The sequence below is a fragment of the Sulfitobacter sp. CW3 genome (assembly GCF_019392245.1).
Lineage (GTDB): Bacteria > Pseudomonadota > Alphaproteobacteria > Rhodobacterales > Rhodobacteraceae > Sulfitobacter.
Genome location: NZ_JAHXRL010000004.1, coordinates 68,735 through 95,590 on the forward strand (window position 1 = coordinate 68,735; position 26,856 = coordinate 95,590).

Here is a 26,856-nt window from a genome sequence, read left to right on the forward strand (position 1 = left end):
TCTAATATAGTACGGACCTTGGTGTCGTCTATTGGTGAAAACCTCTTTGCAAAGCCACGCGTCGCATCTCGCGCTCTGCTTTTGTTACTCTAGACGCAAAGCTAATCAACTTATCGGTGCGCTCGACCTTACCGAACAGCCCGCCAGCTTGCACCCACAATCCGTCATTTGCGAAGGAAAGTCGGTGGAAAATCGCGGTTGGTGAAATAATGAGCAATGTAACAATGTGACCCGCTGCCAGTTCGCGCAGCGCACGATTTCGATCAACGGTAGCGGTGAACGGCCTGCTCACGATCATTTTGGCCTGTCTGGGCACAGCGGAAAACCGCCTGAAAGGGTCAATCCCGTGTTTGGGCGGCTTGGTTGGCACCTCTTTTCGGTGTTGTCCGTCGGCATATCCCAGATCCAGCCGCTTCATCAGCTGCGTAACATCGCGCGGTTCCAACTGGCCGGATTGCAGAAACCTTAGCACCCTCTTGCGTTGTTCATCGCGCAGGCTGCGCCACTGAGCAGGCCTTGCGCCCTCGGCCACATGTTTGCGTTGGAAGACCGCCCAGCTTGCACCGATATCATACAGGTCGGTCGGCACCCGCGCCGATGTCCGCATTCGGTTCTCTGCGTATCCATGGTGGACCTCGGCCACAGGGACAATCGCCGTGGCATAACCCGCCTTTGCCAGCCGCATGTTCAGATCGGTTTCATCCAGAAAATAATGAAATGCCGGATCAAAGCCGCCCAGATCGACCAGCACATCGCGCCTAAACGCCATATTAGTGCCTTCGGTTTTGATAGCGCGGGTATTTGGCGGCCTCATAACCGTCGCTTGATCCGTGTCCAATGTCAGCGGCTGGGGCATGCCGTGTTGATCTAGGCTGGCGGCTTTCCACTGAAACGAAATCCCGTTGCGGCCCCGGACATACCCCCCCATCGCGGCGACGTCGCCTTGGCTGGCCGGTGCCACCAGATGGCGCAGCCACATCGGTTCGGGCACAGCATCGTCGTCGATAAAGGCAATAATTTCGCCAGCAGCATGGCTAAGCCCCAGATTGCGCGCCGCCGAGATATTTGGCGTGTCAAACGGCACCAGTTTTAAGTCATCAGAAAAGGGCAACGCCGCGGCAGACGCGATCCCTTCGGGGTCCGCCACCACCACGACCTCGAAGTTCCAGTATTGCAGTTGAGAAATGCCTGTCAGCGTGCGTGCCAGCGATTGTGGACGTCCACGGCTGACGATCACAACACTGACAGGCAGATCGGTCATTCCAGACCCATCTGCGCCATCATCGCCTCGATCTTGGGCACATCTTCGGGGTTGTTCAACTCCCAGAACTGGCGGCCCTTGGATTCGACCTCGACGCATAGAACCGTGTGGCTGTTTTCCATGAACCTAAGCTGCTCCAACCCTTCGAGCTGTTCGAGCGGGCCGACAGGCCACGACGGGTATGCAGCCAGTGCATCGGGGCGGTAGGCATAGACACCAACATGGTGAAAAACCGGTGTCGGATCAGCATCGCCATAGGTTTTCGAGGTGAATGGCACCACCTCTTTCGAAAAGTACATCGCGCTATGATCGGCGGCAAAAACCGATGTTGTGCCCCCCACGCGACCCGCTTTGCGGTCGGCCAGCAGGCTGTTCAACGCAGCACCATCACAGCGCAGCACGGGGCTCGCAATACCAGCTTTGGGGGCGTTTTTCAGACCCTGTACAAGGCTTTCGACGAACCAATGCGGCGTCAGGGGTGCATCGCCCTGAAGGTTCACAACGATGTCATACCCGCCGCCCAGCACCGTGTGCGCCTCGGCACAACGTTCCGTCCCGTTGGCGCAATCGACCGAGGTCATGACGACCTCGGCACCAAAGGCTTCGGCGGCGGTTTTGATCCGGTCGTCGTCGGTTGCGACAACCACCTTATCGACGCCCTGCACCTCGCAGGCGGCGCGCCAGCTGCGTTCAATCAGACTGCGTGAAATGCCGCTGGCCCCTTTGAGCATCGCCAAAGGTTTCGCCGGATAGCGGGTCGATGCATAGCGGGCGGGAATAACAATAAGAACAGACATCAGGACGCCTTTAGGTCTACGCCGGGCGCGTGGGCGATAAAGAACGGGTTGGCGAAATCGGCCTTGCCATATTTCAGCGGCGTCAGATCATCAAAGCGGACAACCGCGCCGCCTGCGCCAGCCAATACCGCGTGACCTGCAGCTGTGTCCCATTCCATCGTGCGGCCGACGCGTGGGTACAGGTCAGCCTCGCCCGTCGCGATCAGGCAGAATTTCAAAGACGAACCCGCGCTCTTCATGTCCTGCACCTTGTACTTGGCGATGTAATCATCGGTCGCCTGATCGCGGTGCGACTTTGACGCCACAACCATCAGCGCCAAGTTGTCCGGGTTAGAGACTGTTATTGGCGTGACCGGTCCCACTTCATCCTTTGGGAAATCACCGGTTTCTTCGACCGCACTGCCATCTGCCAGCGTAAAGAACATGCGTCCGCGCGCAGGCGCATAGACGACGCCACGGGTCGGCACGCCCCCTTCGACAAGGGCGATGTTCACGGTGAAGTCCCCCCGACGGTTAATGAATTCTTTGGTGCCGTCCAGCGGATCGACGATCAAAAACGTATCGCCACGGGCGGTATGTGTGGCGGATTGTTCTTCGGTGACCAGCATCACATCGGGAAATGCAGCGCGCAAACCATCTGAGATAATTTTGTCTGCGGCTTCGTCAGCGATGGTGACCGGGCTTTCGTCCGACTTGGTCTTTACCTCGAAATCATCCGAGCCATAGATCTCCATGATCTTGTCGCCAGCCTCAAGCGAGAGACGCCGCATAACTGTCACCAGTTTTTGATAATCCATAATGACGCGATCCCCTGAGTTTCGTTGATTACTTTACGCAAACCCCTTATGATTACAGTTTGACGGAACAGCAAGAATTCCGTGCTAAGACCTAAAGCATAGAGGCTTTTGAGATGTTCCAACCCAGACGCACGGCCCAAGGGCCATTTGCAGCTGCCCTGTCCATGGCAGAACTGGTGTATCATTCGGTTGTCCGGCAGGTGCGCAAGCAGCACAATAATGCGTTTGCCGCCATCGGGATCAACATCTTTCAGGCGGTCATGTTCGTTGGCGTCTTTTATGTGATGTTTACGGTCCTTGGGATGCGCGGTTCGGCCATCCGGGGCGATTTCGTCATCTACATCATGAGCGGCATTTTCCTTTATATGATGCACACCAAAACGGTGACAGCGGTGGTCGGGTCCGAAGGACCGGCAAGCGCCATGATGCAACACGCGCCCATGACAACCATGATCGCGCTGGCAGCGTCGGCGTTGGGGTCGCTTTATGTTCAGATGCTTTCGCTGGTGATGATCATGTCTGTTTATCACCTCGCGTTTAATCCGGTGGATATCTACGACTGGTCCGGCGTGTTTGGTATGATGATGGTTGCATGGTTTACCGGCGTGGCGGTGGGCATGGTTTTGCTGGCGATCAAACCCTGGGCCCCTTCGTTCACGACCATTTTTACGTCGCTTTACCAACGGGCCAACATGATCGCGTCAGGCAAGATGTTTTTGGCAAATACATTGCCCACCTTTATGCTGACGATGTTTGACTGGAACCCGCTGTTTCATATCATTGATCAGGCGCGCGGATTTGCGTTTATCAATTACAACCCGCGTTACAGTAACTGGGAATATGCCGTCTGGGTGGGTGTGGTTTTGATGGTTATCGGCCTGATGGGCGAATTTTATACACGCAAGCATGCCTCGGCCAGCTGGAACGCCCGCCGCTAGGTTATTCCACCACCCGCAGTGTCAGGTTGATCCGGCCGCCCTTGGGCAAAAGCTTGGACGATCCTGCCCGGATGCGATCAACACCGTGGTGGTTCAACCGCGCCTCGCCCCCCATCACAACAACATCCCCCGATTGCAGCCAAACGCTGTCGGTTTTGCCGCCGCGTTTTTGCCCGCCGATGCGAAACATCGCCTCGTCGCCCAGCGAAACCGACACGACAGGCCATCTGAAATCGGCCTCGTCGCGGTCTTGGTGCATGCCCATTTTGGCATCAGCCGCATAGTAATTGATCAAGCAACATTCGGGCTGGCGGTCCAAACCCGTCAATTGGTCCCAAATCGCCAGTACGGTATCCGGGATCGCGGGCCAGACCTGACCGTTTGGATGCGTCTCTGCATAGCGATACCCATCAGCATCCGTCATCCAGCCGTATTTACCGGCTGATGTCATCCGGACCGACATTTTTTGCCCACCCGGCGTGACAGGACGAAAGAATGGGGCCGCTTTGACCACCTTGCGCACATCATCCAGCACAGCCCGCTGCGCATCGGGATCAAGCAACGCTTTGTGGATTTCAAAGCCACGCAAACGCAAAACCGTCATTTATTTGCCTCTCCTAGCCCGAATACGGAAAAATCCACGCAGATTCTCCTATTCCTTTCTCATGCAACGGTTGCAGGGTCCAGAACTGCTCCTTATATACCCATCGAACCGCTGACGGCATCCGGCCTTTAGCGTACAAAGATCGGGGCGCGGGCGCCACAATGGGCCCTAGTCTCGTGTCATCGCCTTAACTCAATGAGGGATCAAATCATGGCCAAAGTAATTGGTATCGACCTAGGAACCACCAACAGCTGTATCGCCATTATGGACGGCAGCCAGCCTCGCGTTATTGAAAACGCAGAAGGTGCACGTACAACACCATCCATCGTCGCCTTTACCGACGATGAACGTCTGGTCGGCCAGCCTGCCAAACGGCAAGCGGTCACAAACCCAGAAAACACAATTTTCGGCGTTAAGCGCCTGATCGGTCGTCGCAATGATGACCCTGATCTGGCCAAGGACAAAAAGAACCTGCCGTTCAACGTCATCGACGGCGGCAACGGCGACGCATGGGTCGAAGCCAAGGGCGAGAAATACTCTCCTTCGCAAATCTCTGCGTTCATCCTTGGTAAGATGAAAGAAACAGCAGAATCGTATCTGGGCGAAGAAGTTAACCAAGCGGTTATCACTGTGCCTGCATACTTTAACGACGCCCAGCGTCAGGCCACCAAAGACGCGGGCAAGATTGCCGGCCTCGAAGTGCTGCGGATCATCAACGAACCGACAGCGGCGGCCCTGGCTTACGGTCTGGACAAAAAAGAAACACAAACAATCGCGGTCTATGACCTTGGTGGTGGTACATTCGACGTAACCATCCTGGAAATCGACGACGGTCTGTTCGAAGTTAAATCCACCAACGGGGACACGTTCCTGGGCGGTGAAGACTTTGACATGCGCATCGTGAACTACCTTGCGGATGAATTCAAAAAGTCCAACGGCGTTGACCTGACCAAAGACAAGATGGCGCTTCAGCGCCTGAAAGAAGCGGCAGAAAAAGCCAAGATCGAACTGTCCAGCGCAAGCCAGACAGAGATCAACCAACCGTTCATTTCGATGGGCAAAGACGGTTCGCCGTTGCACATGGTTATGAAACTGACCCGCTCCAAGCTGGAACAGTTGGTTGGCGACCTGATCAAAGCATCGATGAAGCCATGTGCCGCCGCGTTGAAAGACGCTGGTATCTCGGCCTCTGAGATCGACGAAGTCGTTCTGGTTGGTGGTATGACCCGCATGCCGCGCGTCATCGAAGAAGTGACCAAATTCTTTGGCAAAGAGCCGCACAAGGGTGTGAACCCTGACGAGGTTGTTGCCATGGGTGCGGCCATTCAGGCCGGTGTTCTGCAAGGCGACGTGAAAGACGTTGTTCTGCTTGACGTGACACCGCTGTCGCTGGGTATCGAAACATTGGGCGGCGTATTCACCCGTCTGATCGATCGTAACACCACGATCCCGACCAAAAAGTCTCAGGTCTTCTCGACCGCCGAAGACAACCAGAATGCTGTGACCATCCGCGTGTTCCAAGGCGAACGCGAAATGGCTGCGGACAACAAGATCCTTGGTGCCTTTAACCTGGAAAACATCCCGCCAGCACCACGCGGTATGCCCCAGATCGAAGTGACCTTTGACATTGATGCGAACGGTATCGTTGCTGTTGGCGCGCTGGATAAGGGCACAGGCAAAGAGCAAAAGATCACGATCCAGGCTTCTGGTGGTTTGTCCGACGCGGATATCGAACAGATGGTGAAAGACGCCGAAGACAACGCCGATGCAGACAAAGAACGTCGCGCGCTGATCGAAGCGAAAAACCAAGCGGAATCGCTGATCCACTCGACCGAAAAGTCGCTGGAAGAGCATGCTGACAAGGTTGACCCAACCACCGTCGAAGCAATCGAACTGGCCATCGCGGCCCTGAACGATGAGCTGGAAACCGACAACGTCGATAAGATCAAGTCGGGCATTCAGAACGTATCGGAAGCTGCGATGAAACTGGGCGAAGCCATCTATAAGGCCGCGCAGGACAGCAACGAAGACGTGGCCGAGGCGGCAGACCAGCCCCACGGCGATGACGACATCGTTGATGCCGACTTCGAAGATCTGGACGACAACAAGCGCACGTAAGTGTGCCATTGAAACCACTGATGGGGCCGGTCCGATTGCTGGGCCGGCCCGTCACGTTTCAGCGTAGGAGCTAATTCATGGCCAAACGTGATTATTACGAGATACTTGGCGTTGCCAAAGGCGCATCTGCCGACGAGATCAAAAAAGGCTATCGTACCAAAGCCAAGGAATTGCACCCTGATCGCAATGCTGACAATCCCAAAGCCGAGGCACAGTTCAAAGAAGCGAACGAAGCCTATGAGGTTCTAAAGAACGCCGAGAAAAAAGCGGCCTATGACCGCTATGGTCACGCCGCTTTCGAAGGTGGCATGGGCGGCGGCCAGCGGCCCGGTGGTTATGGCGGCGGTCAGGGCGATTTCTCGTCTGCCTTTTCAGACGTGTTCGACGATCTTTTCGGTGACTTTATGGGTCAACGCGGTGGCGGGGGCGGTGGACGCCGTGCCGCGCGCGGTGCTGACCTGCGCTATAACCTTGGCATCACCCTCGAGGAAGCATTCAAGGGAATGCAAAAATCGATCAGCGTACCCACATCAATTGCATGTGATTCCTGTAAAGGATCGGGTGCAGAAGGCGGCGCAGAACCCACAACCTGCCCCACCTGTTCGGGTATGGGTAAGGTACGGGCGCAGCAGGGTTTCTTTACGGTTGAACGGACATGCCCGACCTGTTCCGGCATGGGTCAGATCGTCAAAAACCCATGCAAATCCTGCCGGGGTGCGGGCCGCGTTGAAAAAGAACGTGCGCTGTCTGTAAACATTCCCGCGGGTGTCGAAACTGGTACACGCATTCGTCTTGCTGGCGAAGGCGAGGCCGGCTTGCGCGGCGGTCCTTCCGGCGATCTGTACATCTTTATCGAAGTGCAGGATCACAAGCTGTTTGAACGTGACGGCCCCAACCTGTTCTGCCGCGTGCCCGTCTCGATGAGCACGGCAGCCTTGGGTGGCAGCATCGAAGTGCCCACCATCGATGGTGGTCGCGGGCGTGTGCAAATCCCGGCAGGCAGCCAATCGGGCCGTCAAATGCGGTTGCGCAGCAAGGGCATGCCGCCCCTGCGCGGCGGTGGCGCAGGCGATATGATTATCGAACTGGCCGTCGAAACACCCGTGAACCTGACCGGCCGCCAAAAGGAACTGCTGCAAGAGTTCGAAAAGGAATCCGAGAACAACAACCCGGAATCCAGCAGCTTCTTTTCGTCGGTTAAATCCTTTTGGGATACGATGAAGGGCTAACAACAAGGTGGGGCGCTTGCCCCACCTGACCCTCCCGCGCGCTGTGATACAGCGCAAATTAACGCAATCCTAACCACCCTTGCGAAATGGTGCTGGTATGCGGAAAAATATACCCTCGTTTGCTGACCCTGTGTTCCCGTTTCTACGGGACGAGGCCGTGCAAACAACGCCCGTTTCGGGCAAGCAGCCCTCCTATATTGCCAATCATCGCCAACGGTTGCGGGCGCGTTTCATGCAAGGCGGGGCGGATCCGCTGCCGGATTATGAACTGCTGGAACTGGTCTTGTTTCGCGCCATCCCACGGCGCGACGTCAAACCGCTTGCCAATGCGCTGATGAACCGCTTTGGCGATTTTAACCGTGTCATCACCGCCCCCGAGGCACGTTTGCGCGACATTCCGGGGATTGGGGATGCCGTGATTGTAGAGCTCAAGATACTCGAGGCAGCGGCCCACCGCATGGCCCGATCAAAAATCATGCAGCAACATGTTGTTTCCAGCTGGGATGCTCTTTTGGATTATTGCCACACGGTGATGGCCCATCGCGAGACCGAGCAATTCCGCGTGCTATATCTGGATCGCAAGAACGTCATTATAGCCGACGAAGAACAGGCCAAAGGGACGGTTGACCATGTCCCCGTATACCCCCGCGAGGTTGCAAAGCGGGCGCTTGAGCTGAATGCCAGCGCCTTGATTTTGGTGCATAATCATCCGTCAGGCGACCCGACCCCGTCACAAGCGGACATCGATATGACCGGGCAGGTTTTGGCAGCATGTGAGGCCCTCGGAATGACCCTGCACGACCACCTAATAATCGGCAAATCAACCGAGCTTAGCTTTCGGGCCGAAGGGTATCTATAAACCGCGACTGGTCTGTTCAGAAATGCAGAATTTACGGCATCCGCTATGCCCGATATGACCGATAGTATGATTGATATGCCAGTTCCGGACGAATTATCCCTATCGCAACGCAGCGGCCTGCCTGATGCGCTTCGCAGCCTGATCGAGGCGTACCCGCGTGCCGGATGGGTGCAAAACCCCAATTATTCACAGCTGATCGCGTTCTGGCTGGACCGGCACCTGATGTTCCGCCGGCTGCTGGATCAATTGGACAGTGATGCAAAATCGGCGCTAGACGGGCTTGAAGCGCCCGAGCAATACAAGCGTAAACTGCATCGGTTTGGCGGGATGCTGATCAACCAGCTGCACGGGCATCACCAAATCGAAGACGCCCAGTATTTCCCCGTGATGGCAAAGCTCGAGAAAAGCGCCGAGAGGGGCTTTGATATTCTGGATGCGGACCATCACAGCCTTGATGGCATCCTGTCAAATCTGGCAAACAGCGCCAATACCGTCTTGCAACATGACGGCGCAGCGGGCGGGTTTATCGATGCGACGGCGACCCTGAAGGGACAGCTTGATGCCTTTCGTCCGATGTTGAACCGTCACCTTACCGACGAGGAAGAATTAGTTGTGCCGGTGTTATTGAAATACGACCCGCCGCAGTTTCGCTAACGCACCCATACTTCGACGCGCCGATTTGCCTGACGCCCCCAAGAGCTGTCATCGCAGGCCATTGGCATCGCTTCACCAAAGGCATCTACATCCAGTGTCACGCGGTCCAGATTGACGGTCACCGCGGCGGTTGTCACGGCCCGGCGCACAGCCTCGGCGCGGCGCAGGGCAATTTCACGGTTCGCACGCGCAGCGCCTTCGCCATCGCTGAACCCCACAAACAACAAACGACGCGCATCATATTGACCAAGCTCCAGCGCGCGCGCCAGTTGCTGCACGTTGGATCGTGATTGTGCGTCCAGCCGAACCGACCCGGCCTCAAAACGGAACGTCGTGGACAGGCGCGCCATCGGGGTCAATGTCGCGGTCATACGTTGCAGTTCTTCCAAGGTGGTTTCCGGCCCTGCCACGCTGATTGCATTGGCAAAACGATTACCCTGAGCGTCGATCGGGATTTCTTCGGGGGTTTGATCCACAAATCCCGCACGGCGGATCACGATCTGTGCCGTGGGGCTGCGGGTAAAGGACAGGAAATCCCGTGCCAGCTGCGGTAAACGCCGTGCTGGGAAGTATAAAAACATCGGCGCGGTCAGGGGATAATCTTCGGTTTTAATGGTCCTGCGGGACACATCCAGCGCAAAACCACAGCCACCTGTGAGCGTCAGAACATCAGTTTTACGCCGCTCGGCATAGCTTGTGATCCCCAAGGCAAAAGTATCGCCCGCCACGGTGTTCGCAAGATCCTCGGGCAAGGCATGGCGGGTAATATCCGCCGAAAGCACAAGACCAGCGGGGTGCAAAACCTGATCCGTAATCGCCTGTGCCAAGCCACTGCTGTCGCTGGGCAAATGCAGATCAATAGGCGCATCGGGGCCTCCGATGGCTTGCCAGTTTGTAATTTCGCCCGCAAAAATCCGGGCCAATACCGCCGGAGAAATCGATTTCACCGGATTGGACGGCGACACGACGGGTACGACCGCATCAAGGGCCAGCACACGACTGCGGTTCAGGCCTGTCATATCGCCAAACCCCGCCTCGCGGGCACGTTGCCGTTCATGCGGGCGCATTTCACGCAACGACATCACAATATCGGCTTCATCTGCCAATAAATCTGCAAACCCTTCGTCCGTGTTACTGGCGTGAAACATGAACCGCCCGACGGTCTCGTTGGTTTTTTCGTCTTCCAATTGATAGGTAAAACGGCTGTCTTCGCCGTCATGACGCGAAGCGCGGTATCCGCTGCGTTTTGCAAAGGCGTCAATCAGCGCCGGCATCAACACCTGCCCCATCGTCGCAGATCCAGACAGTTGCAGTTCAGCGACATAGTTCTCAAGGTTTGGGCACCCTGGCCCCGCGCATTGAACACCTGAGCCATCTACGGTCAGTTCGCCATATTCAGTTTGGATCCGGTAGAATTCGCCATCAAAGCCAAGCAGCGTACCGCTAAGTTCAATTTTGCCATCACGTGAGGTGAGCGCCACATCTTGCGCGGCCACCTGTACTGCACCGCCAAATAGGAAAAGTGCGGCGAAAACCGCCGCACGTAAAGAAGTGAGCATGTGACCTCAGCTTTGTTTAGTTGCTGGCAACTTTCAGGTCTTCGAACAGATTATTCAACACCAGAAAGCTGCCTAATGCGTCACAATCCGGGACAGCCAAGGTTAAATCGCGTGTTCGGATGCTATCGTTCGAATTCAGCTCCAGCGTCTGGGCTTCGATTTCTTGCCCGCAATTGGCGTTCGTTACCTCGGCCTCAACGGTCAGCACGACGATGCCATCGTGACCTTCGCTGTCGACAGGAAATGTATACACCTCGGCCAACATCGGCGCAGTAGCGTTGATGTCACCGTTCAGCGTGACAAAGCCACCTGCGCCAGTGATTGCAGACGCCATATCACGTGGATTACCGGACCAGACATGCCCAGCGTCATCATAGCCAGCGCCAAACTCGAACGCGTGCATTTGGAAACCAGCCGCCTCTTTCCATTGCAGAACCATCCGGTCAAAATCTGCTAGGTCTTCGACCTTGGCCTGTGCAACGGCCCCATCCCCATTACCAAAAGCGAAGACGAAAACCGCCGTTTCGCTAAGCGCGGGAACATTGATGTTCAGGCTGCCAGTAGGCGATGTCGTCTGCGTGAAGATCATGCCGCTGTGGTGGATGGTGATCCGTTCGTTGGGTAGGCAAGCCGCATCAAGCGTAAGGTTTACCATCGCAGCGGCCATGGGGCGCGCATCGGCAATTATTTCACATGCAGCGGGGGCGGGTTGTGGTGTTAGTTCGACCGCAGGATCCTCTGTCCCGGATACCGCAGCCAATGTTACTTGGGTGTCTGAGCTGGGTGCCACACCGTCAATCTGATCCGTTTGGACATCAAAAGTAGCCGATGTCAGTTCGATGTCCTGTACTTCGAGGATCGACGTTTCAGCATCCAATGATTGGAGTGAGCTTTCACGGGCTTCCACCGCTGACGCCGCCCCATACCGTTCATTGGCAGCGTCAGAGTTTTGCATGATAAAACCTATGCCCAAGGCACAGCCAAAGGTGCCTGCAGCGGTAAGGATTTCTTTCGTACGTGCCATGTTCAAGACCTCACTGGGAATGATTCCCAGCTAAATATTGTACATAACCGCGTCGAACCTAAGGCGGGGCAAAGGTATGAATCTGTCTTTTTCTGGGCAGATCCACCGTGGAGGGTTAGATATCGTAATACCCTTTTCCGTACTGAGAAAAGGCACCACCCTTGCCGCCATGACCATATTTGCGCATCGCTTTTTCGTTTATCTGGCTCAATACAAACCCGGTAATACGTTGGTTTGAATTGTTGAAAACGCGCATAGATTCGTCCAAAAGCGCCTTGCTGGTGCTATCCCATTTCACCGAGAATAGGATCGCGTCGGCATTTTCAGAAATGATACGTGCATCAGGAACCACCAATACGGGTGGGGTATCGATGATGATATAATCATATCGTTTGCGCATATCGGCAATGAACTCTTTGAACGTATCAGACGAAAAGACATCAGCCGCATTCACATTCGTCTTTTCTCCGGCCAGAACATCGACGTCAAAGCCTTTTGGGCGATGAATAGCATCCGCAAAATCAACATCTCGGTTCAAAACAGATGCGATACCTGTTGTCGGCAGCGTGGGGAAGTATTCGTTCAATGTCCGACGCCTGATGTCGCCCTCGATCAACAGAACCGACTTTCCAAGGCCTGACAGAAATTTCGCCAAAGAGAGCGAGACAGTTGTCTTGCCCTCGCCCGGAATGGACGAGGTCGACACAATGACCTGAGGTTTCTTATCCGCACTCGAAAGCATCAAAGACGTCCGCAGGTTGCGAATTGCCTCCGCCGCAGCCGAAGTCGGTTTGTCGGAAAGGTACTGCAAAGTATCTTGACGCCCTCGTGTCGGAATAAGCGGCACTTGCCCCAAAACGTTAAAGCCTGTGTGGCTCTCAAGGTCATCTGCCGTGCGGAATGTGTTCATCGTAAATTCGCGCAGTAATACGAAACCCGCACCAATCATGGCCCCGAGGACCAAAGCCATAACACCGATCTGCGCTTTCTTCGGCGCGCTTGTCAACGCAGGCACAACGGCATTGGATAAAATGCGACTGTCAGCTTTCTGAATGCCTTTCTGTGCGGAGGTCTCTTTCAGGCGAGTCAGAAAATATTCGTACAAAAGGCGGGTTGCCTCAGATTCACGGGTTAGCTGCTGCAACACAATCAAGTCTTGGCCTTGGCTTTCGACCTGCACACCCAAATCAGTTTCGGAAAGCCGCATCGCGGCCAATTGCTGTTCGGATCTCATGATATCGTTCTGGACGCGGTTCAAAATTGTCTGGTAGCGCAGATCAAACGTTTTTCGGGTTGCTTCCGACGTCAAGCCATCACCTGCGATCCGGCTCAGTGTGGTGTCTTTGGCAGCGGCCAGTTTTTCATCGACGGTTTGGGCGGAATTCAAGGCGCTCAACATACTTTCGAGCTCCACCTTCGTTATTTCCGCATCCGAAATCCGATCTCGCATTTCTTTGATTTGCCGTTCAAGCACTTGCAGACCCTCGCTCGACACAAGCTGCGTCTGAGCTGTAAAGCTCGTTACCTTCTTTTCGGCGGTCTCAAGTTCGATTTGCAGTTCAGATACGCGATTACTCAACCATTCTGTGGCTTGCTCAGTAGCGGTAAATTTCACTTCGAGCTGATTCTGAATATAAGTCTCGGCGAATGTATTCGCGATCTCAGCAGATTTCACGGGCGACTGAGTTTCCGCTGAGATATTGAAGACCAGGCTTTGGCGTATATTGCTGACGGATATTTGGCGCAGCAATTGCTCTGTGACATTATCGCGAATTCTATTTTTCTGTAACGTCACATCTTGTGCCATCTCATCGGACATACCCGACCCGATAACGGATTTGATCGCCTTAACTCCACTCTCTATAAGCGACAGGTCTCTGAGTTCGGCATTAAATTCCGGATCATCGATAAGGTTCAGACGTTTGACTACTTTCTCGGCAAGGCCGCGCGATCTCAGAACTTCGACCTCGGTATTGACTCCAGTACTCTCACCAGAAAGACCACCCGCGATTGATGGCAGGCCAGCAACGTTCTCCTGTGCGGTCTCCATGATAACGACAGCCGTAGCACGGTACATGGGAACAGCTTTGAAATAGGCGTAATATATCGCCAAACCGACAGCACATATGGTAACGAGGGTGATGATCCACTTGCCCCGCCACAGCGTTCTAATCAGGGCGGTAATGTCGATCGTGCCTTCTTCGACTTCATTGCCGCCGTGGTTTTTTTGCAAAGTGTCGCTCATCGTATTCCTGTCGTCCTTAAAATCATAAGCCAATTCGGTGGAGGCCAGCCGCTACCAAATCATTTAAACAAAAGCTCAATTGATAAAATTTCGCCCGCACAAGCCGTGCAATCCCATCGGGTGTCTACGATTACGACACCCCTAAATATTTGACGGACTACTAACGGGTTAGGCGAGAATTTCAACATAAAGTTATATTATGCGCATTTGCTCGCCGCGCATAATCCATCCTTTTACTTCAATCCTTCTTTGGCAATAAATTCTGCAAGCTTAAAGATCAGCTGACCGCGGGCGCTGGCAATGCCTGCAGGGCCGCTTTTGGGATCGAACTGTACGCTTTGATCAAACAGACCCGACCGTTCTCTACCGCCCCCTGAAACCGCGACAAAGTATTGCCCAGCCGCGCGGAACTGTCCTGTTTCGGTCGCCAATAGCTCGGTAAAGCGCAGCTCTAACCGGGCGTCTGGATAGGCTTCAAAGGGCCATGGCTCTGACGCGATTGGTCTGCCGGTCAACCGGGACAAGCTTTCGCTGATCTCAAGTGCGACTGCCCGTTCAGGGGCATCTGCCCATAGCGTGTCAGTCGAGCTGACCAAGGTGCCATCATTCTGACGGATGTGGATCTCGTCAGCGGCTGCATAGCTGGGCAAAGATACATCGCGCACCTCGACTGACCGGAATGCGATGCGCACGGTTTCTGTTATGGGGGGCAGCGTTACGGCATAGCGGTCCGCGGACCCGCATGCGACCACCGTCAAGAGCAGCCCCAGAGTTGCGATAGTTTTTACGACGTTCATGTTCTACCGTCCCAGCAATAGCGAGTTTGGATTACGTTCAATTGTCTTGGCCAAAGATGCAAGCGCGTCAGCCGCTTTTTGGATATCCCGCAAGGTTTCCTGTGCGGAACGGCTGATCTTCTCGCCTTGATCATAGCCTTCGATCGTACGGCTGGCCTGATCGAACAGGGACGATAGCCGATCAACGATCTGCGGCAAATCTTTTGCAGACACAGCGATATTATCCGCCGCATTGCGTGCAGACGCCAATGTTTGATTGACGTTTTCAACCGCGCCGCCCTCGCGCAATTCTTGCAAGGTATAGTTAAGTTCATCCAAGGCATTTTTCAGCGATCCCGGCAGGGCAACTGCATCTGGCGTGCCAACGACAGCCTCTGCCGAGCGGGTCAAATTGGTTAGCTCATCCACCAATTGCTGAAGCTCAAGCTCGCTGGCTTTGGCGGCAACCGCTTGCACTTCTGTAATGAGATCGGGCACGCCTTCGACAGATGTTGAAAACCCATCCGCTGCGGTCGACACCGCGTCCAACGCATCCAACAAGCGCGCTGCCATTTGCTCTTGCTCAAGCGTTGCAACCAGTGTTTCCACCCGCGACAATGTCGCATTCAACGAGACCGGAATATTCTTAACTGAATCGGACGACACCAACCCGGTGACTTCATTGATCAAGGTCCGCACATCTTTCGGTGTTTGCTGCAATTCATCACTGCCAATAAACGCCTGAGCGGAGTTCATCAGCCCGATTGCGCTGTTCAGCAATTCCTCGATAGGCAGGTTGTTGATACGGGTAAAGACACCTTCGACAGTTGCGGCAGCGTCGGACGTTTCGTTCTTGGTGGTTGGCATGACAGGTAAACTATCCGGCGTCGCTTCCAGCCGCGCAAACGGGGCATCCTCGACCACGATCATTTCCACCTTAAGGCCACCCGTCAGCAAGCTGGCGCTGGCCAGACGTGCCCGCAATCCGTTGGCCACCCGATCTTGCAAAAACTCCAACGCGCTTTCTGCGGATACTTCGCCCGGCAAACCAAGGCGCGCAGGCTGAATAGACAGGGTCGCGTTCAACCGAACCCGGCTGTCGCCAAACTGGTTATAATCCACAATCCCAGACAGCGCTTCGACTTGACCAATGTTCAAGCCGCTCAGCTCAACCACGGCACCAACCGCCAGACCAGAAATATTCTCGTCAAAGATCACACTCAGCTCGACCGGCTCAACCGCGGACGAATTGAACACGGCGTTGCGTGCTTCTTCTTTGCTTGGGAAAATCTCGAAAACCGTACCGTCTTGAACACGGCCGCCGCCAGAAACAAAGGTATCAAAGGTGACGCCCCCACCGATCAGCGTGGCGATCGATGCAAAATCAATCTCGGCACCGCCGGGACCAATTGAGACACTGAACCCCGAACTATCCCAAAACCGGGTAGAGCTGTTCACCAGATTGCGGTGCTCTTCATAAATCAGCGCCTCGACGATTGCGAAATTACCACGAGGCGCAATCTCGGCCTTGCCCAGACGGCCCACTTCGATGCCGCGATACAGGATCGGCGCGTCATCGGTCAGCTGGCCATTCCCCACTGTGCGAAACGCGATCTGCAAACCGGTTTGTCCAGTGCGGATCAGGGGCGCAGAATCGGCACCGCTGAAACGATTTGCAAATGTGCCGATTTCATCGTTCCAAGACCCTTCGATATAAACACCGCTCAAAACGGTGCTTAGGCCGGTGATGCCTTGGGCAGATACTTCGGGCTGGACGATCCAGAACGAGGCACTGTTGTCGATATATGGGGCAACATCCTTGTCGACGCGTATCGTTGCGACCACCTTGCCCAACCCTTCGGAAAACCCGACTGCCTCGACCCGGCCAATGGTCACATCGCGGAACCGCAATTCAGTTTCACCCGCCTTGATGCCGGCACCCTTTTCGAATTCAACGAAAATTTGCGGCCCGCGCGCGTTATAGCTTTGCCAAGCGACGCCCAATGCAACCAAAAGCGCGAGAAGTGGGATGATCCAGACAATCGAAGCGCCGCTTAGAAATATCTTGCGCGCGGATTTGATCGGCACGTCGGGTGGTGTATTAGTCATATTGCGTGGAATCCCCATCCTCTGCTTGGTCATCCCAGATCATACGGGAATCGAAAGCCTGCGCCGAAAGCATAGTGAAAATCACCGAAATTGCGAAGAACATGCTCGCCGGACCGGGATTGATAGTGGCTAGTGTCTTGAGTTGCACCAGAGATGATAAAATCGCAACCACAAAGATATCGATCATCGACCAGCGGCCAATGTATTCGACGATTTCGTACATGAAATGCCGCGCATGGTTTGATGCCATACGGCGGCTTTTGACGCTGATCGCAAGGAACGCAATGGCCCAGAATTTGGCCAGCGGAATGACGACCGAAGCCAGCAAAATGATAAACGCGATTCCAATTGCGCCATGGTGGGCCAGGTCGACGGCACCACCAATAATCGTGCTTTCTTCGTTCTGAAACAGCGTCTTGGTGCGCAGCATCGGGTAAACATTCGCAGGGATATAACACATCAGACCCACGACCCAGAATGCCCAGACGCGTTGCAGACTGCCATAGTCACGCGACACCAGTTTATGCCCGCAGCGCCCACAGTTTTGGGTGCCAACCGGCCATGCTTTGGTGCAACGGGTACAGGCCACAAGGCCCATCTGGCGCGCGCTCAGGATTTTTTGGGGTGTTCCAGTGAATTCCATACTGACCATCTACAAATAAAGTTCTCTTGGGCGACGACCAGAACCACCAAACCGCCAAACATCCAGAACGCCGGGCCAAACCCGACCGTTGCCAAATCTGCGATTTTGATCAGTGCAACGGCGCAGCCCAGTGCAAAGATTTCGGCCATCGACCACGGACGCAAAGCTTCGGATGCGCGAAAGGCCTGCATTGCGTATCGGGCCGGGGGTAAATCCAGCACGATAGGCACCAGCACGTACAGCGTAATCATCACCCGGATCAACGGCACGAACAGGATCAAACCGGCGGTTGCCAATGCCAGCAACAACAGCGGCCCGCTGGAAAACGCCAATGCAGCATCGATAACCGAAACCGAATTTTTGTTGCCCGCCGCGTCGATATCAAGGAACGGAAAAAACGCAGCACCGATGATCAAAATGAACGTCGCGATTGAGATGGCGATGATAATCAGACCCGCTTTGTGCCGCGGCGCAATCAGCAGGGCGTGGCATCGCTCGCAAACGGCCTTTTCGCCCATTTTCGGGATTTTCAGATGATACACGGCATCACATTTCGGACAGACGATAAGCTCTGTCAGGGGAATTTGTGTGTCATGATCAACAGTGTCCTTCATAGCGTGTTTATACAGTGTATTTCGGCATATGATATCCAAATCCGCACACGAAATAGTCATGAAAACACGGCTCTGACCGGGCATTCCTTGATTGCGGGCTGGAACGATTTCGCCGCGCAAGTGTTGGGACGGACAAGCAAGTAACGAGCATAAAAGGAGAGTAACGATGACACAGATTTCAAACGCAAAGATCATGATCCTTTCAACCAACGGTTTCGAGCAATCCGAGCTTGAACGCCCCCTGAACGACCTGCGCGCCAAAGGTGCGACCGTACATGTCGTGACCCCAGACGGCGAGGATATCAAAGGCTGGGATCAAAAGGATTGGGGCAACACCGTTCCCGCCGACAAGGCGCTGGCTGACGTAAGTGTCGCTGATTACAACGCCCTCGTCCTGCCGGGCGGTCAAATGAACCCTGACATTCTGCGCGCCAACAAAGACGTTGTTGCGTTGATCAAAGAATTTGGCGCTTCTGGCAAGCCGATTGCCGCCATCTGCCACGCCCCTTGGTTGCTGATTGAGGCGGGCCTGATCGAAGGACGCAAAGCGACATCTTATGCGTCGATCGCCACCGATTTGAAAAATGCCGGCGCGCATTTTGAGGATAGCGAAGTTGTGGTGGATCAAGCGATCATCACCAGCCGTTCGCCCGAAGATCTGGACGCGTTCATCGCGAAGATCGTTGAAGAGGTCGAAGAAGGCAAACACGACCGCGAAGCTGCCTGAACCAGCTTTCGTATCGGATGGAAAAGGCAGGGTTAGCGCCCTGCCTTTTTGTTTCTAACCCAATGCTTGCGTGATGCTTTTGGCCAGCTTTTCAACCAGTTCATCAATTTGGGCGTCAGTGATGATAAACGGCGGTGCCAGCAACACGTGGTCACCGGTTTTCCCATCAATCGTGCCAGACATCGGATAGCAAATCAGACCGTTCTCAAACGCGTGTTTCTTGATCTTTGCGGCGATGCCTCTGGATGGATCAAACGGTGCTTTCGTACCGCGATCCGCAACCATTTCGACGCCCATGAACAACCCGCGACCCCGTATATCGCCCACGTTCGGATGTTGGCCAAAGGCGGCGTTTAACGCGCTGCGCAGCTTGTCCCCCTGACGTTGCACGTTGGACAGCAGATCGCGCCCCAGTACGGCAGAAACCACCGCGACACCGGCAGCCGCGGCCGTCGGATGGCCCACATAGGTATGGCCGTGCTGGAAAAAACCTGTCCCGTCCTGGATGGCCCGGTAAATCTCAGCGGTGCACAGCATTGCCCCAATGGGCTGGTATCCACCGCCCAACCCCTTGGCGATACACAAAATATCCGGGTTCACGCCCTCTTGCGAGCAGGCGAACAATGCGCCCGTGCGCCCCATGCCGCACATGACCTCGTCCAAGATCAGCAACACGCCGTATTGATCGCAGATCTCGCGGATGCGTTTGAAATACCCCGGCGCAGCGGTTAGCGCGCCAGACGTCGCCCCCACCACAGGTTCGGCAATGAACGCCATGACGGTTTCTGGGCCAACACGCAGCAATTCTTCCTCAAGCAGGTTCGCGGCACGGATACCGTATTCTTCGGGCGTTTCGCCATCATGCATAAGGCGGTATTCATAACAGGGGTCGATATGGCTGATGTCCAGCAGCAGCGGCGCAAATTGTGCGCGCCGCCATTCGTTGCCCCCCGCTGACAAGGCACCGATGGTATTGCCGTGATAGCTTTGCTTGCGCGCGATGATACGGCCACGGTCGGGTTGGCCACGCTCAACGTAATATTGACGGGCCAGCTTTAGCGCGGCCTCGACTGCCTCTGATCCGCCGGACACCAGATAGACACGATCCAGATCGCCGGGGGCGTGTTCGATCAACAGATCGGCAAGGGTTTCAGCAGGCTCAGAGGTAAAGAACCCCGTATGCGCATAGGCCAGACTGTCCAACTGCGCCTTGATCGCGTCGATCACCTCAACGTCGCCATGGCCAAGGCACGACACAGCCGCGCCGCCTGATGCATCCAGATACTGTTTGCCGCTGGCGTCGGTCAGGTAACACCCTTGGCCGCTGACAGCGACGGGGGGCAGGTTGCGGGTGTGACGGGGAAAAATATGCGACATAGGTCCATCCGTGGTTCAGGGTTAAGCGGCACCGGGCAGCAATACATTGCGTGCCCCTTCCTCAAAGTTATCAATCGTTTGCGACCAGATTGTTCCGGGCCAACGCAGCTCCATCTGGCGTTTACGGGGCCGGTACACAGCCGTGTATAATGTTCCAAAACCGGCGCTAAAGGCATGCGAATACAAGGGCGGCTTTAGAAAAGCCCCGATAAATTTCTCTTCGGGGTCGCGGTGGAAACGCAGCCGTTGCAGCAAATACCGCTCGCGTTCAACTGTGGCCGTGAAACGCGCGTGACTGATCCATTCGACCGTTTCTTGATGGTTGGTTGCCACCGCTGCATTGGTAATCAACGTCTCGCGGTCGGGGGCCATGAACGCCGTCAGGTACTTGCGTTTGCGGTCCAGCACGGTGACGTTATAGCTCATGTGCGTTGGCACCCGTGCCAGCACCTTGCCTGCCTGTTCCGTGGTTTCACAGGTTTGCAAAACATAGCGCAGGATCAATGGAACGCCAAATCCCACACCCACAACGCGCCTGCCTCCAAAGGTCAGCGAGATCGACAAACCGGCGTCATTCACACCGTCGACCAACCCGAACAACCCGTCCGAGGTGCCCATAACTTTGCGGCCTTGCCATCCCGTGTGCAAAACCAAACTGTCAAAGGCGTTTGTGTTATAGTCGTAATTGCGGACCAAAACGGGTTCTTTGCCACCCCAGACAGCTTGGCTGCATCCCGACAGATAGGGCGGCGGGCAGTAGAAGCTTAGGAACCGCGCGGCCAGATCGCCGCCGCCGGCCTGTTCACACAGTTCTTCGTACAGCGGTATCATCTCGGGCATGTGCTTTTTCAGCGCCCGCACACATTCCGCATAGGTCGGGCGCACGGATTCGCCCTCCTTCAGCCACCATTTACGGTAGTAAGGCCAGTAGTCGGCGAAAAGCCCGGCCCATTTAGGACCGGGCGTTTCTTCTGATATAGCACGCCAAAGCATGTGCTGGCCTCTCGAACCTTAGAGGATTTTAAAAGCCGGGTCTGAAAACGCTGGACCTGCCTCTGCCACTGGCAAAGGCCGACCGTGAACCGACTGCTTGATGCCGTGAATCCACTTTTTCGCGCGCTCATTCAACTGGAATGATTTGGTCATCGACCGGCCACGGGTCACAAGGATGCCGATGTCTGCCCCCTCATAGCGGTAATCGCCCGGTTGAAGGATGCGCAAAAAGAACGCTTCGTTCTCGGATTCAACCGCACGGCGGTGATAATCAAAGCGGTCAAACACCACACGACCGTCTTCAAGCATCTTGTAAATACCGGTTTCAGGCGCATCGCTACAGATATCAACGCTGTCTTCGGTGTGCTTGATGACCATCTGCGACCAGCCGTCGATCATCGACGGATCAGCCCAACGATCGTTCAGCTCGGCCGTATCCAGATTGAATTTCTTTTTCGAGAACTCAAGCAGGTGGAACAGGAACAATGGCGCATCTGCATGGGCAAAAGCGGCATGGTTGGTCATGGACGACGCGCCGGTGATGCGCGGGTTCAATTCGCCCAACCACAGATCGCCGGTTTTCTTGTCGATCAGGAAATCGAGCTCGAAATAGCCACGATACCCTTCCTTGCGGAGCTGTTCACCGAACTTGAACGTCAGCTCGCGGGCCTTTTGACGGACCTTGGGTGGGAAGGCTGTGGACAGAATTTCGTTGCCACACCAGCCGCCGCGATAGGGTGTCAGATCTTTGAAGCCGACCAGCTCGGTCATCAGCGGGCCAACGATTGTGCCTTCTTTGGTGGCGCAGGCTTCGATCGCGGAACCCCGGCAATCAATACGTTTCATGATCTTGATCTCGCCCTCGCCGACGATTTCGGATTCGTGACGGCGGAAATCGGCCTCGGATTTGATAAAGAACGTGGTGTGGCCACTGTCACCAAAGGCAGATTGCAGCACCAGATCGTGACCGATGCCCGCTTTGTCACAGGTCTTTTTCAGATCTTCATAGCTTTTGACCTCGGCCAGAACGTTTGGCACCGATGGCACGCCAGCCTTGTTACCGATACGGACGGTTTCGATCTTGTTGTCCATCTTGGTGCGCAGCTTGGCCTTGGGGAACCAGACATCGGCACCCAGCTCTTTGGACAGACGTTCGGTTTCCTCATCAAACATCAGGAACACAAACTTGGGCTTGCCGCCGCGGCGCTTGATGAAATCAATCACCTCTTTGTGCTGCAACAGATAGTTGTTGATGTCTTCGATGCTTTGGAATTCTGCGTGCGGCTGTTCGGACGGGCAGAACACGTTGGGATGCTTGCCGCCGTAACAGTCGATGTAGCAGATATATTTAAAGTTCTTCACCCATTCATCGAGACCCAACAGGTTAAAGTTGGTGGCCGAAATGAAATAGATCGGGTCTTCGTTACGGTGAAAGAACCGGCGGATTTCCGAGATATTCTTGAGAACAGTCGTGGTCATAGGTTTGGTTCCTTTTCTTATTCAGGTGAAGACGAGAGATTTTTCTTGCGCACACGTTTCAACGCAGCATCGGTAAAGACACGCAGCCCCAGATCGGGCCGGTAGCCGTGGATTTCGCTGACATCCAAGGCGCGCATGAATGACAGGATTTCCTGGCTGACGACCTGCCCCGGTACAAGGATCGGAAAGCCGGGTGGATAGGGGATGATAAAGCTGGCCGATACGACCGTCTCGCCCGCATCCATGGCCTCGCGCAGGGTGCCGTTAAGGTCCAGATAATCGGTGTTCTTTTCATCATAAGCGAGGAAGAACGCAGTTCGAATATCCCCTTCCGAGGTCACGTCATCGGCGCGGAATGCATCGTGAAAGCGGCTGAAGTCAGGCAGCGGCGGATAGTTTTCCATCAGGTTCGACACACGATTGTCAAACGACCGGCGTTCCATCTTGCTTGCGTCATCCAGCAGATCATCCAGCGATTTGGCGATCTCTACCAACACCTCGATCAGATAGGCAACGCTGGACCGGGTCGTGCCGATATTGGTCATGAACAACACGGTGTTGCGCGATGTTTTGTTGATCTGGATACCGTATTTATCCATCAGGATATCGGTTTTGAACGTGTCACCGTCCCAGCCCGTACCACCAACCAGAAGGGTCACACGGCTGGCATCCAGAACGAACTGGTCCTTCTCCCAGCAGTCCCACATGTCGGTCCAGCCCTGTTCCTGATCGTAATAGCTGGTGACCCCGCTTTCGCGGTATTCTTCGGGGATCATGTCGCCGGCGGTCAGCACCTTAAAGTATTTCGACAACAGCGGATGGTCGGCAATCGCACGGCGCATCGACAGGGCCGCTTCGATCTGACGTTGGACAAATTCGAACCCTTCAAGTTCGACCTGCCGCCGCCCGACATCCAATGACGCAATGATCTGATAGTTGGGCGATGTTGACGTGTGGGTCATATACGCTTCGTGGAAAGACTGTTCGACCTCGCCCTTAAAGTCCTGGTCGTTGACGTGCAGCATCGATCCTTGGCGCAGAGACGTTAGCGTTTTATGGGTCGATTGCGTGGTATAGACCCGAACCCGCGACGTTGGCGGCGGGATCAACCGTGTGTTCAGCAGCGTTTCGTCATCTGCGTCTTTCAGTTTGGCCTGCTGTGCCTCGTAGGCTTCGGCATGTTTGGCCGTCTTGAACTTGTCGCGCAGGGTGTTCGCGGCATTCATGCCAGTGCGCTGGCGATAGGTCGGGTTGAAACGGGCAAAGGCAAACCATGCTTCGTCCCACAGGAAAACCAGATCAGGCTTGATCGCCAGACATTCTTCCATGACGCGTTCGACGTTATAAACCAGACCGTCAAAGGTACAGTTGGTCAACAACAGCATGCGCACCTGATCCAGCTTGCCCGCCGCCTTGAGCGTCAGCAGTTGGTGCTTGATCTCGCGCAGGGGCACGGCACCGTACATGGAATATTCGTTCAACGGATAGCTATCAAGGTAACAGACCTGCGCGCCCGCCAGCACCATGCCGTAGTGGTGCGATTTGTGGCAATCGCGGTCGACCAACACGATGTCGCCGGGGCGCACCAGCGCTTGGACAACGATCTTGTTACAGGTGGACGTGCCGTTGGTCGCAAAGAACGTTTGCTTTGACCCAAATGCCCGCGACGCCAGTTCTTGTGCTTCTTTGATAGGGCCGTGAGGTTCCAGCAAACTGTCCAACCCGCCCGACGTGGCAGAGGTTTCAGCAAGGAAGATGTTAGGCCCGTAGAACGCGCCCATATCCTGAATCCAGTGCGACCGCGTTATTGATTTACCGCGGCTGATCGGCATCGCGTGGAAAACGCCGGTCGGCTGTTTGGAATATTCGACAAGCGCCGTGAAAAACGGCGATTTATTGCGGGCTTGAACACCGCGCAGGATGTTCAAGTGCAGCTCCATAAAGTCTTCTTGGTTATAGAAAACCCGACGGCAAATACCCAGATCCAGACCGGCAATGTCTTCGACTGATCGTTCGGTGACCAGATAGGCGTCCAGTTCCGGGCGCACCTTGGCGATCATCCGGCACAGCTCGGGGCCATAGTTTTCCGGCTGCAGTTTGTCGATCTCTTCCTCGCCGCCCGCACGGGCCAGATAGCGGGTCAAAATCTGTTTATCCATTTTGGATTTCAGCGTCAGACCGGGGCGCACAACGATGGCTTGGATGTTGTAGTTAAACAGCACGGCAATCAGTGCGTCTTCGATGGATTTGACGACCACCGCCTCGTAGTGAAACGGGTCTTCTGAGCGGCGCATGCGGCTGACGTTGGATTTCAGCCAGCGTTCCTGCTGTTCGCTCACATCATCAACGATCAGCACCTCGAAATAAGGTTTCGTCAGCGCCCGTGCTTCGGGGGAGAGCATTGCCTCGTCATCATGTTCTTCGTTGTCGATGCTATCGCGTTCGAGCGGGATGGACCGACGGCGATAGGCCCCCGTCGTCAACCCACGGGCGATGCGGTTAATGGCGAATGCCATATCTTCAAAGTTGTCGTGGTTCAGCATCCGCTGCAAATGTTCGAACGCAGATACGCCCGGAAACGCCCAATAGGGCTCGATCAGCGCAAGCGACGCGAACAGCTCTTGGCAGGTGGCCCGCAGCTTTTCGATCTCTGCTGGCTTTTTCTCGCGCGTCAGGGCCGTGGCCGCCCCGCGCAGTGCGCTCCACCTGTCCGACCGCAACTGAATTGCCGACGAATAGTTATTCATAGAATGCATCAATCGTACTCCGCTTAGGGCGTCCAGTTCTGCATCCTGTGACCCGGCCAAAGACTGGCCGGGCCAAGAAGCAAAAGCTTAGCCGCTGGATGTTGGACCGCTTCCGGCGGGTGCGCCGGGTTTTACGGGTGGGTTATGTGGTTCTGCGGCCGGGGCCGCAGGGGCATGTGGTGCGACAGGGGCTACAGCGATCCCTGCCGTCGGGTTTGGCAAAGGCTCGGGTGCGAAACCAGGCTGAGGCGACGCGAAACCGGGTGCGGCTTCTTGTCCTTTGAAAGCAGGCACATCGGGCACGCGTTGGGCCGGTACATCGACATGCAGACCGGCGCGGGTGCCTTGGTGTGGCACCTCAAGCGGGCCGAGCGTGTTCAAATAGGCGTCTGTTCCGCTGCTGCGATCATACACCGAAAAATCGGTCGAACGGTCGCGGAAGGATTTCAGAACCTGACCCAAACCCTTCATGCCGGTTTCGCGCTGGCGGCGGACCATCGACAGGTCAACTTCGATCGGGAACATGTCTTCTTGGCCTGCGGATTGGTGCAGCACCATCGATGTGGGATCAACAACCAAGGATTTGCCGACGCCGCCGGCCCCAAGACCGTTTACCGCAAAGACATAGCATTGGAATTGCGCTGCCGTTGCGCGCGCGATGGCCAGTTCTGCGTCACGGTCGGTGGTGCCCGTCAAAACCGGGTTCAACAGGACTTCGACACCCTGGCTGGTCAGTTGCCGCGTGGTTTCGGGGAACCAGATATCATAGCAAATCGACATGCCGAAACGGCCGACTTCTGGCACGTCAAACACGCAGAATTCAGTACCCGCCGCGATGCCGGATTCGTAGGGCCGGAACGGGAACATCTTGGCGTAGCGGCGAATGATCTCGCCCTCAGGGTTGATCACCACGGCCGTGTTATAAACGCGCCCGTCTTCGGGGTTTTTCAGAAACATCGATCCGGGGATCAGCCAAACGCGATGTTTGCGCGCGGCGGCCTGAAACTTCTCAAGCGCCTCGTTTTCCGGTGGCAAGGCAAAGCGATCCAGCGGGCCAAAGGGGGCCAGCTCGGAAAACAGAACCATCTGGGTCCAAGGGAAACGCGCCATCAGAATATCAAGTCGCTGGATCATCCCATCAACATTGGATTCCAAGGCATTGACGTACATTTGTACGCCTGCAATCGCAAAAGGTGTCATAAGTGGTTACTCCGTCCAAAGGGGCGTTTCTGGCAGGACATATTCCCGCCAGAAGCCCGAATTGGACAGTCCTTACTCGGTCTGTTCAGGATACTAAACAGCTGAG

22 protein-coding genes are annotated in these 26,856 nt (G+C 55.3%); 6 read left to right on the forward strand and 16 right to left on the reverse strand.

Annotation, left to right across the window (positions count from 1 at the left end; all coding sequences use genetic code 11):
* Positions 1 to 28 precede the first annotated feature (28 nt).
* From KZZ06_RS10460 to cysQ, 3 genes are read right to left on the reverse strand one after another with little or no spacing between them, the layout of a single operon-like run.
* Positions 29 to 1,261, reverse strand: a complete 1,233-nt coding sequence (locus tag KZZ06_RS10460) for a glycosyltransferase family 2 protein (protein ID WP_219579985.1) — start codon at positions 1,259 to 1,261, stop codon at positions 29 to 31.
* Positions 1,258 to 2,058 (reverse strand): 3-deoxy-manno-octulosonate cytidylyltransferase, encoded by an 801-nt coding sequence (locus KZZ06_RS10465; RefSeq protein ID WP_219579986.1) that lies wholly within the window; start codon positions 2,056 to 2,058, stop codon positions 1,258 to 1,260. Before KZZ06_RS10465 ends, KZZ06_RS10460 begins: the two co-directional genes overlap by 4 nt.
* Entirely contained in the window at positions 2,058 to 2,855 is a 798-nt protein-coding gene (gene cysQ, locus KZZ06_RS10470) for a 3'(2'),5'-bisphosphate nucleotidase CysQ (protein ID WP_219579987.1), read from the reverse strand. Before cysQ ends, KZZ06_RS10465 begins: the two co-directional genes overlap by 1 nt.
* A 113-nt stretch (positions 2,856 to 2,968) precedes the next feature.
* Here cysQ and KZZ06_RS10475 point away from each other — a divergent pair, with 113 nt between their 5' ends.
* Positions 2,969 to 3,793 (forward strand): ABC transporter permease, encoded by an 825-nt coding sequence (locus tag KZZ06_RS10475; protein ID WP_219579988.1) that lies wholly within the window; start codon positions 2,969 to 2,971, stop codon positions 3,791 to 3,793.
* A 1-nt stretch (position 3,794) separates the two neighbouring features.
* Here KZZ06_RS10475 and KZZ06_RS10480 read toward each other — a convergent pair whose 3' ends face one another.
* Complete coding sequence (locus tag KZZ06_RS10480) at positions 3,795 to 4,397, reverse strand: alpha-ketoglutarate-dependent dioxygenase AlkB (protein ID WP_219579989.1); 603 nt, start codon at positions 4,395 to 4,397, stop codon at positions 3,795 to 3,797.
* Positions 4,398 to 4,607: 210 nt separating this feature from the next.
* On the opposite strand from KZZ06_RS10480, the gene dnaK reads away from it, so the two are divergent.
* From dnaK to KZZ06_RS10500, 4 genes are all read left to right on the forward strand, one after another.
* Positions 4,608 to 6,515, forward strand: coding sequence for a molecular chaperone DnaK (dnaK, locus tag KZZ06_RS10485; RefSeq protein WP_219579990.1), 1,908 nt, complete (start codon positions 4,608 to 4,610; stop codon positions 6,513 to 6,515).
* A 77-nt stretch (positions 6,516 to 6,592) separates the two neighbouring features.
* Positions 6,593 to 7,744: a molecular chaperone DnaJ gene (dnaJ, locus tag KZZ06_RS10490; protein ID WP_219579991.1), complete on the forward strand. Its 1,152-nt coding sequence runs from the start codon at positions 6,593 to 6,595 to the stop codon at positions 7,742 to 7,744.
* 97 nt (positions 7,745 to 7,841) lie between these two features.
* Positions 7,842 to 8,603 carry a DNA repair protein RadC gene (radC, locus tag KZZ06_RS10495; protein ID WP_219579992.1) on the forward strand — a complete coding sequence of 254 codons (762 nt, stop codon included), beginning with the start codon at positions 7,842 to 7,844 and terminating at the stop codon, positions 8,601 to 8,603.
* Between the two features lie 45 nt (positions 8,604 to 8,648).
* The gene (locus tag KZZ06_RS10500; protein ID WP_306664392.1) at positions 8,649 to 9,257 is read left to right on the forward strand and encodes a hemerythrin domain-containing protein; all 609 of its coding nucleotides are present in this window, start codon (positions 8,649 to 8,651) and stop codon (positions 9,255 to 9,257) included.
* Here KZZ06_RS10500 and KZZ06_RS10505 read toward each other — a convergent pair.
* The 7 genes from KZZ06_RS10505 to KZZ06_RS10535 form a co-directional block, all read right to left on the reverse strand.
* Complete coding sequence (locus KZZ06_RS10505) at positions 9,254 to 10,816, reverse strand: substrate-binding domain-containing protein (RefSeq protein ID WP_219579993.1); 1,563 nt, start codon at positions 10,814 to 10,816, stop codon at positions 9,254 to 9,256. The genes KZZ06_RS10500 and KZZ06_RS10505 overlap by 4 nt on opposite strands.
* Before the next feature lie 16 nt (positions 10,817 to 10,832).
* Positions 10,833 to 11,840 carry a hypothetical protein gene (locus tag KZZ06_RS10510; RefSeq protein ID WP_219579994.1) on the reverse strand — a complete coding sequence of 336 codons (1,008 nt, stop codon included), beginning with the start codon at positions 11,838 to 11,840 and terminating at the stop codon, positions 10,833 to 10,835.
* A 115-nt stretch (positions 11,841 to 11,955) separates the two neighbouring features.
* Positions 11,956 to 14,085, reverse strand: coding sequence for a polysaccharide biosynthesis tyrosine autokinase (locus KZZ06_RS10515; protein WP_219579995.1), 2,130 nt, complete (start codon positions 14,083 to 14,085; stop codon positions 11,956 to 11,958).
* Between the two features lie 233 nt (positions 14,086 to 14,318).
* The gene (locus KZZ06_RS10520) at positions 14,319 to 14,882 is read right to left on the reverse strand and encodes a membrane integrity-associated transporter subunit PqiC (protein WP_219579996.1); all 564 of its coding nucleotides are present in this window, start codon (positions 14,880 to 14,882) and stop codon (positions 14,319 to 14,321) included.
* A 3-nt stretch (positions 14,883 to 14,885) separates the two neighbouring features.
* The gene (locus KZZ06_RS10525; RefSeq protein ID WP_257884311.1) at positions 14,886 to 16,970 is read right to left on the reverse strand and encodes an MlaD family protein; all 2,085 of its coding nucleotides are present in this window, start codon (positions 16,968 to 16,970) and stop codon (positions 14,886 to 14,888) included.
* Entirely contained in the window at positions 16,963 to 17,568 is a 606-nt protein-coding gene (locus KZZ06_RS10530; RefSeq protein ID WP_219580430.1) for a paraquat-inducible protein A, read from the reverse strand. Before KZZ06_RS10530 ends, KZZ06_RS10525 begins: the two co-directional genes overlap by 8 nt.
* An 11-nt stretch (positions 17,569 to 17,579) precedes the next feature.
* A complete protein-coding gene (locus KZZ06_RS10535) occupies positions 17,580 to 18,227 on the reverse strand; it encodes a paraquat-inducible protein A (protein WP_219579997.1) in 648 nt (215 codons plus the stop codon).
* Between the two features lie 166 nt (positions 18,228 to 18,393).
* On the opposite strand from KZZ06_RS10535, the gene KZZ06_RS10540 reads away from it, so the two are divergent.
* Positions 18,394 to 18,954: a type 1 glutamine amidotransferase domain-containing protein gene (locus tag KZZ06_RS10540; protein ID WP_219579998.1), complete on the forward strand. Its 561-nt coding sequence runs from the start codon at positions 18,394 to 18,396 to the stop codon at positions 18,952 to 18,954.
* 54 nt (positions 18,955 to 19,008) lie between these two features.
* On the opposite strand, the gene KZZ06_RS10545 is transcribed toward KZZ06_RS10540, so the two are convergent.
* From KZZ06_RS10545 to KZZ06_RS10565, 5 genes are all read right to left on the reverse strand, one after another.
* Positions 19,009 to 20,331: an aspartate aminotransferase family protein gene (locus tag KZZ06_RS10545; RefSeq protein WP_219579999.1), complete on the reverse strand. Its 1,323-nt coding sequence runs from the start codon at positions 20,329 to 20,331 to the stop codon at positions 19,009 to 19,011.
* A 21-nt stretch (positions 20,332 to 20,352) separates the two neighbouring features.
* Positions 20,353 to 21,324 (reverse strand): C45 family autoproteolytic acyltransferase/hydolase, encoded by a 972-nt coding sequence (locus KZZ06_RS10550; protein ID WP_219580000.1) that lies wholly within the window; start codon positions 21,322 to 21,324, stop codon positions 20,353 to 20,355.
* Positions 21,325 to 21,342: 18 nt separating this feature from the next.
* Positions 21,343 to 22,803, reverse strand: a complete 1,461-nt coding sequence (locus tag KZZ06_RS10555; protein WP_219580001.1) for a biotin carboxylase — start codon at positions 22,801 to 22,803, stop codon at positions 21,343 to 21,345.
* Between the two features lie 17 nt (positions 22,804 to 22,820).
* Positions 22,821 to 25,559: an aminotransferase class I/II-fold pyridoxal phosphate-dependent enzyme gene (locus KZZ06_RS10560; protein WP_219580002.1), complete on the reverse strand. Its 2,739-nt coding sequence runs from the start codon at positions 25,557 to 25,559 to the stop codon at positions 22,821 to 22,823.
* A 78-nt stretch (positions 25,560 to 25,637) separates the two neighbouring features.
* Positions 25,638 to 26,750 (reverse strand): carbon-nitrogen hydrolase family protein, encoded by a 1,113-nt coding sequence (locus tag KZZ06_RS10565; RefSeq protein WP_219580003.1) that lies wholly within the window; start codon positions 26,748 to 26,750, stop codon positions 25,638 to 25,640.
* Positions 26,751 to 26,856: the final 106 nt, after the last annotated feature.

Bases quoted from the DNA above. Each gene is read 5' to 3' on its own strand.
- KZZ06_RS10460 (WP_219579985.1), bottom strand. From the start codon at position 1,261: ATGACCGATCTGCCTGTCAGTGTTGTGATCGTCAGCCGTGGACGTCCA.
- KZZ06_RS10465 (WP_219579986.1), bottom strand. From the start codon at position 2,058: ATGTCTGTTCTTATTGTTATTCCCGCCCGCTATGCATCGACCCGCTAT.
- cysQ (WP_219579987.1), bottom strand. From the start codon at position 2,855: ATGGATTATCAAAAACTGGTGACAGTTATGCGGCGTCTCTCGCTTGAG.
- KZZ06_RS10475 (WP_219579988.1), top strand. From the start codon at position 2,969: ATGTTCCAACCCAGACGCACGGCCCAAGGGCCATTTGCAGCTGCCCTG.
- KZZ06_RS10480 (WP_219579989.1), bottom strand. From the start codon at position 4,397: ATGACGGTTTTGCGTTTGCGTGGCTTTGAAATCCACAAAGCGTTGCTT.
- dnaK (WP_219579990.1), top strand. From the start codon at position 4,608: ATGGCCAAAGTAATTGGTATCGACCTAGGAACCACCAACAGCTGTATC.
- dnaJ (WP_219579991.1), top strand. From the start codon at position 6,593: ATGGCCAAACGTGATTATTACGAGATACTTGGCGTTGCCAAAGGCGCA.
- radC (WP_219579992.1), top strand. From the start codon at position 7,842: ATGCGGAAAAATATACCCTCGTTTGCTGACCCTGTGTTCCCGTTTCTA.
- KZZ06_RS10500 (WP_306664392.1), top strand. From the start codon at position 8,649: ATGCCCGATATGACCGATAGTATGATTGATATGCCAGTTCCGGACGAA.
- KZZ06_RS10505 (WP_219579993.1), bottom strand. From the start codon at position 10,816: ATGCTCACTTCTTTACGTGCGGCGGTTTTCGCCGCACTTTTCCTATTT.
- KZZ06_RS10510 (WP_219579994.1), bottom strand. From the start codon at position 11,840: ATGGCACGTACGAAAGAAATCCTTACCGCTGCAGGCACCTTTGGCTGT.
- KZZ06_RS10515 (WP_219579995.1), bottom strand. From the start codon at position 14,085: ATGAGCGACACTTTGCAAAAAAACCACGGCGGCAATGAAGTCGAAGAA.
- KZZ06_RS10520 (WP_219579996.1), bottom strand. From the start codon at position 14,882: ATGAACGTCGTAAAAACTATCGCAACTCTGGGGCTGCTCTTGACGGTG.
- KZZ06_RS10525 (WP_257884311.1), bottom strand. From the start codon at position 16,970: ATGACTAATACACCACCCGACGTGCCGATCAAATCCGCGCGCAAGATA.
- KZZ06_RS10530 (WP_219580430.1), bottom strand. From the start codon at position 17,568: ATGGGCCTTGTGGCCTGTACCCGTTGCACCAAAGCATGGCCGGTTGGC.
- KZZ06_RS10535 (WP_219579997.1), bottom strand. From the start codon at position 18,227: ATGAAGGACACTGTTGATCATGACACACAAATTCCCCTGACAGAGCTT.
- KZZ06_RS10540 (WP_219579998.1), top strand. From the start codon at position 18,394: ATGACACAGATTTCAAACGCAAAGATCATGATCCTTTCAACCAACGGT.
- KZZ06_RS10545 (WP_219579999.1), bottom strand. From the start codon at position 20,331: ATGTCGCATATTTTTCCCCGTCACACCCGCAACCTGCCCCCCGTCGCT.
- KZZ06_RS10550 (WP_219580000.1), bottom strand. From the start codon at position 21,324: ATGCTTTGGCGTGCTATATCAGAAGAAACGCCCGGTCCTAAATGGGCC.
- KZZ06_RS10555 (WP_219580001.1), bottom strand. From the start codon at position 22,803: ATGACCACGACTGTTCTCAAGAATATCTCGGAAATCCGCCGGTTCTTT.
- KZZ06_RS10560 (WP_219580002.1), bottom strand. From the start codon at position 25,559: ATGCATTCTATGAATAACTATTCGTCGGCAATTCAGTTGCGGTCGGAC.
- KZZ06_RS10565 (WP_219580003.1), bottom strand. From the start codon at position 26,750: ATGACACCTTTTGCGATTGCAGGCGTACAAATGTACGTCAATGCCTTG.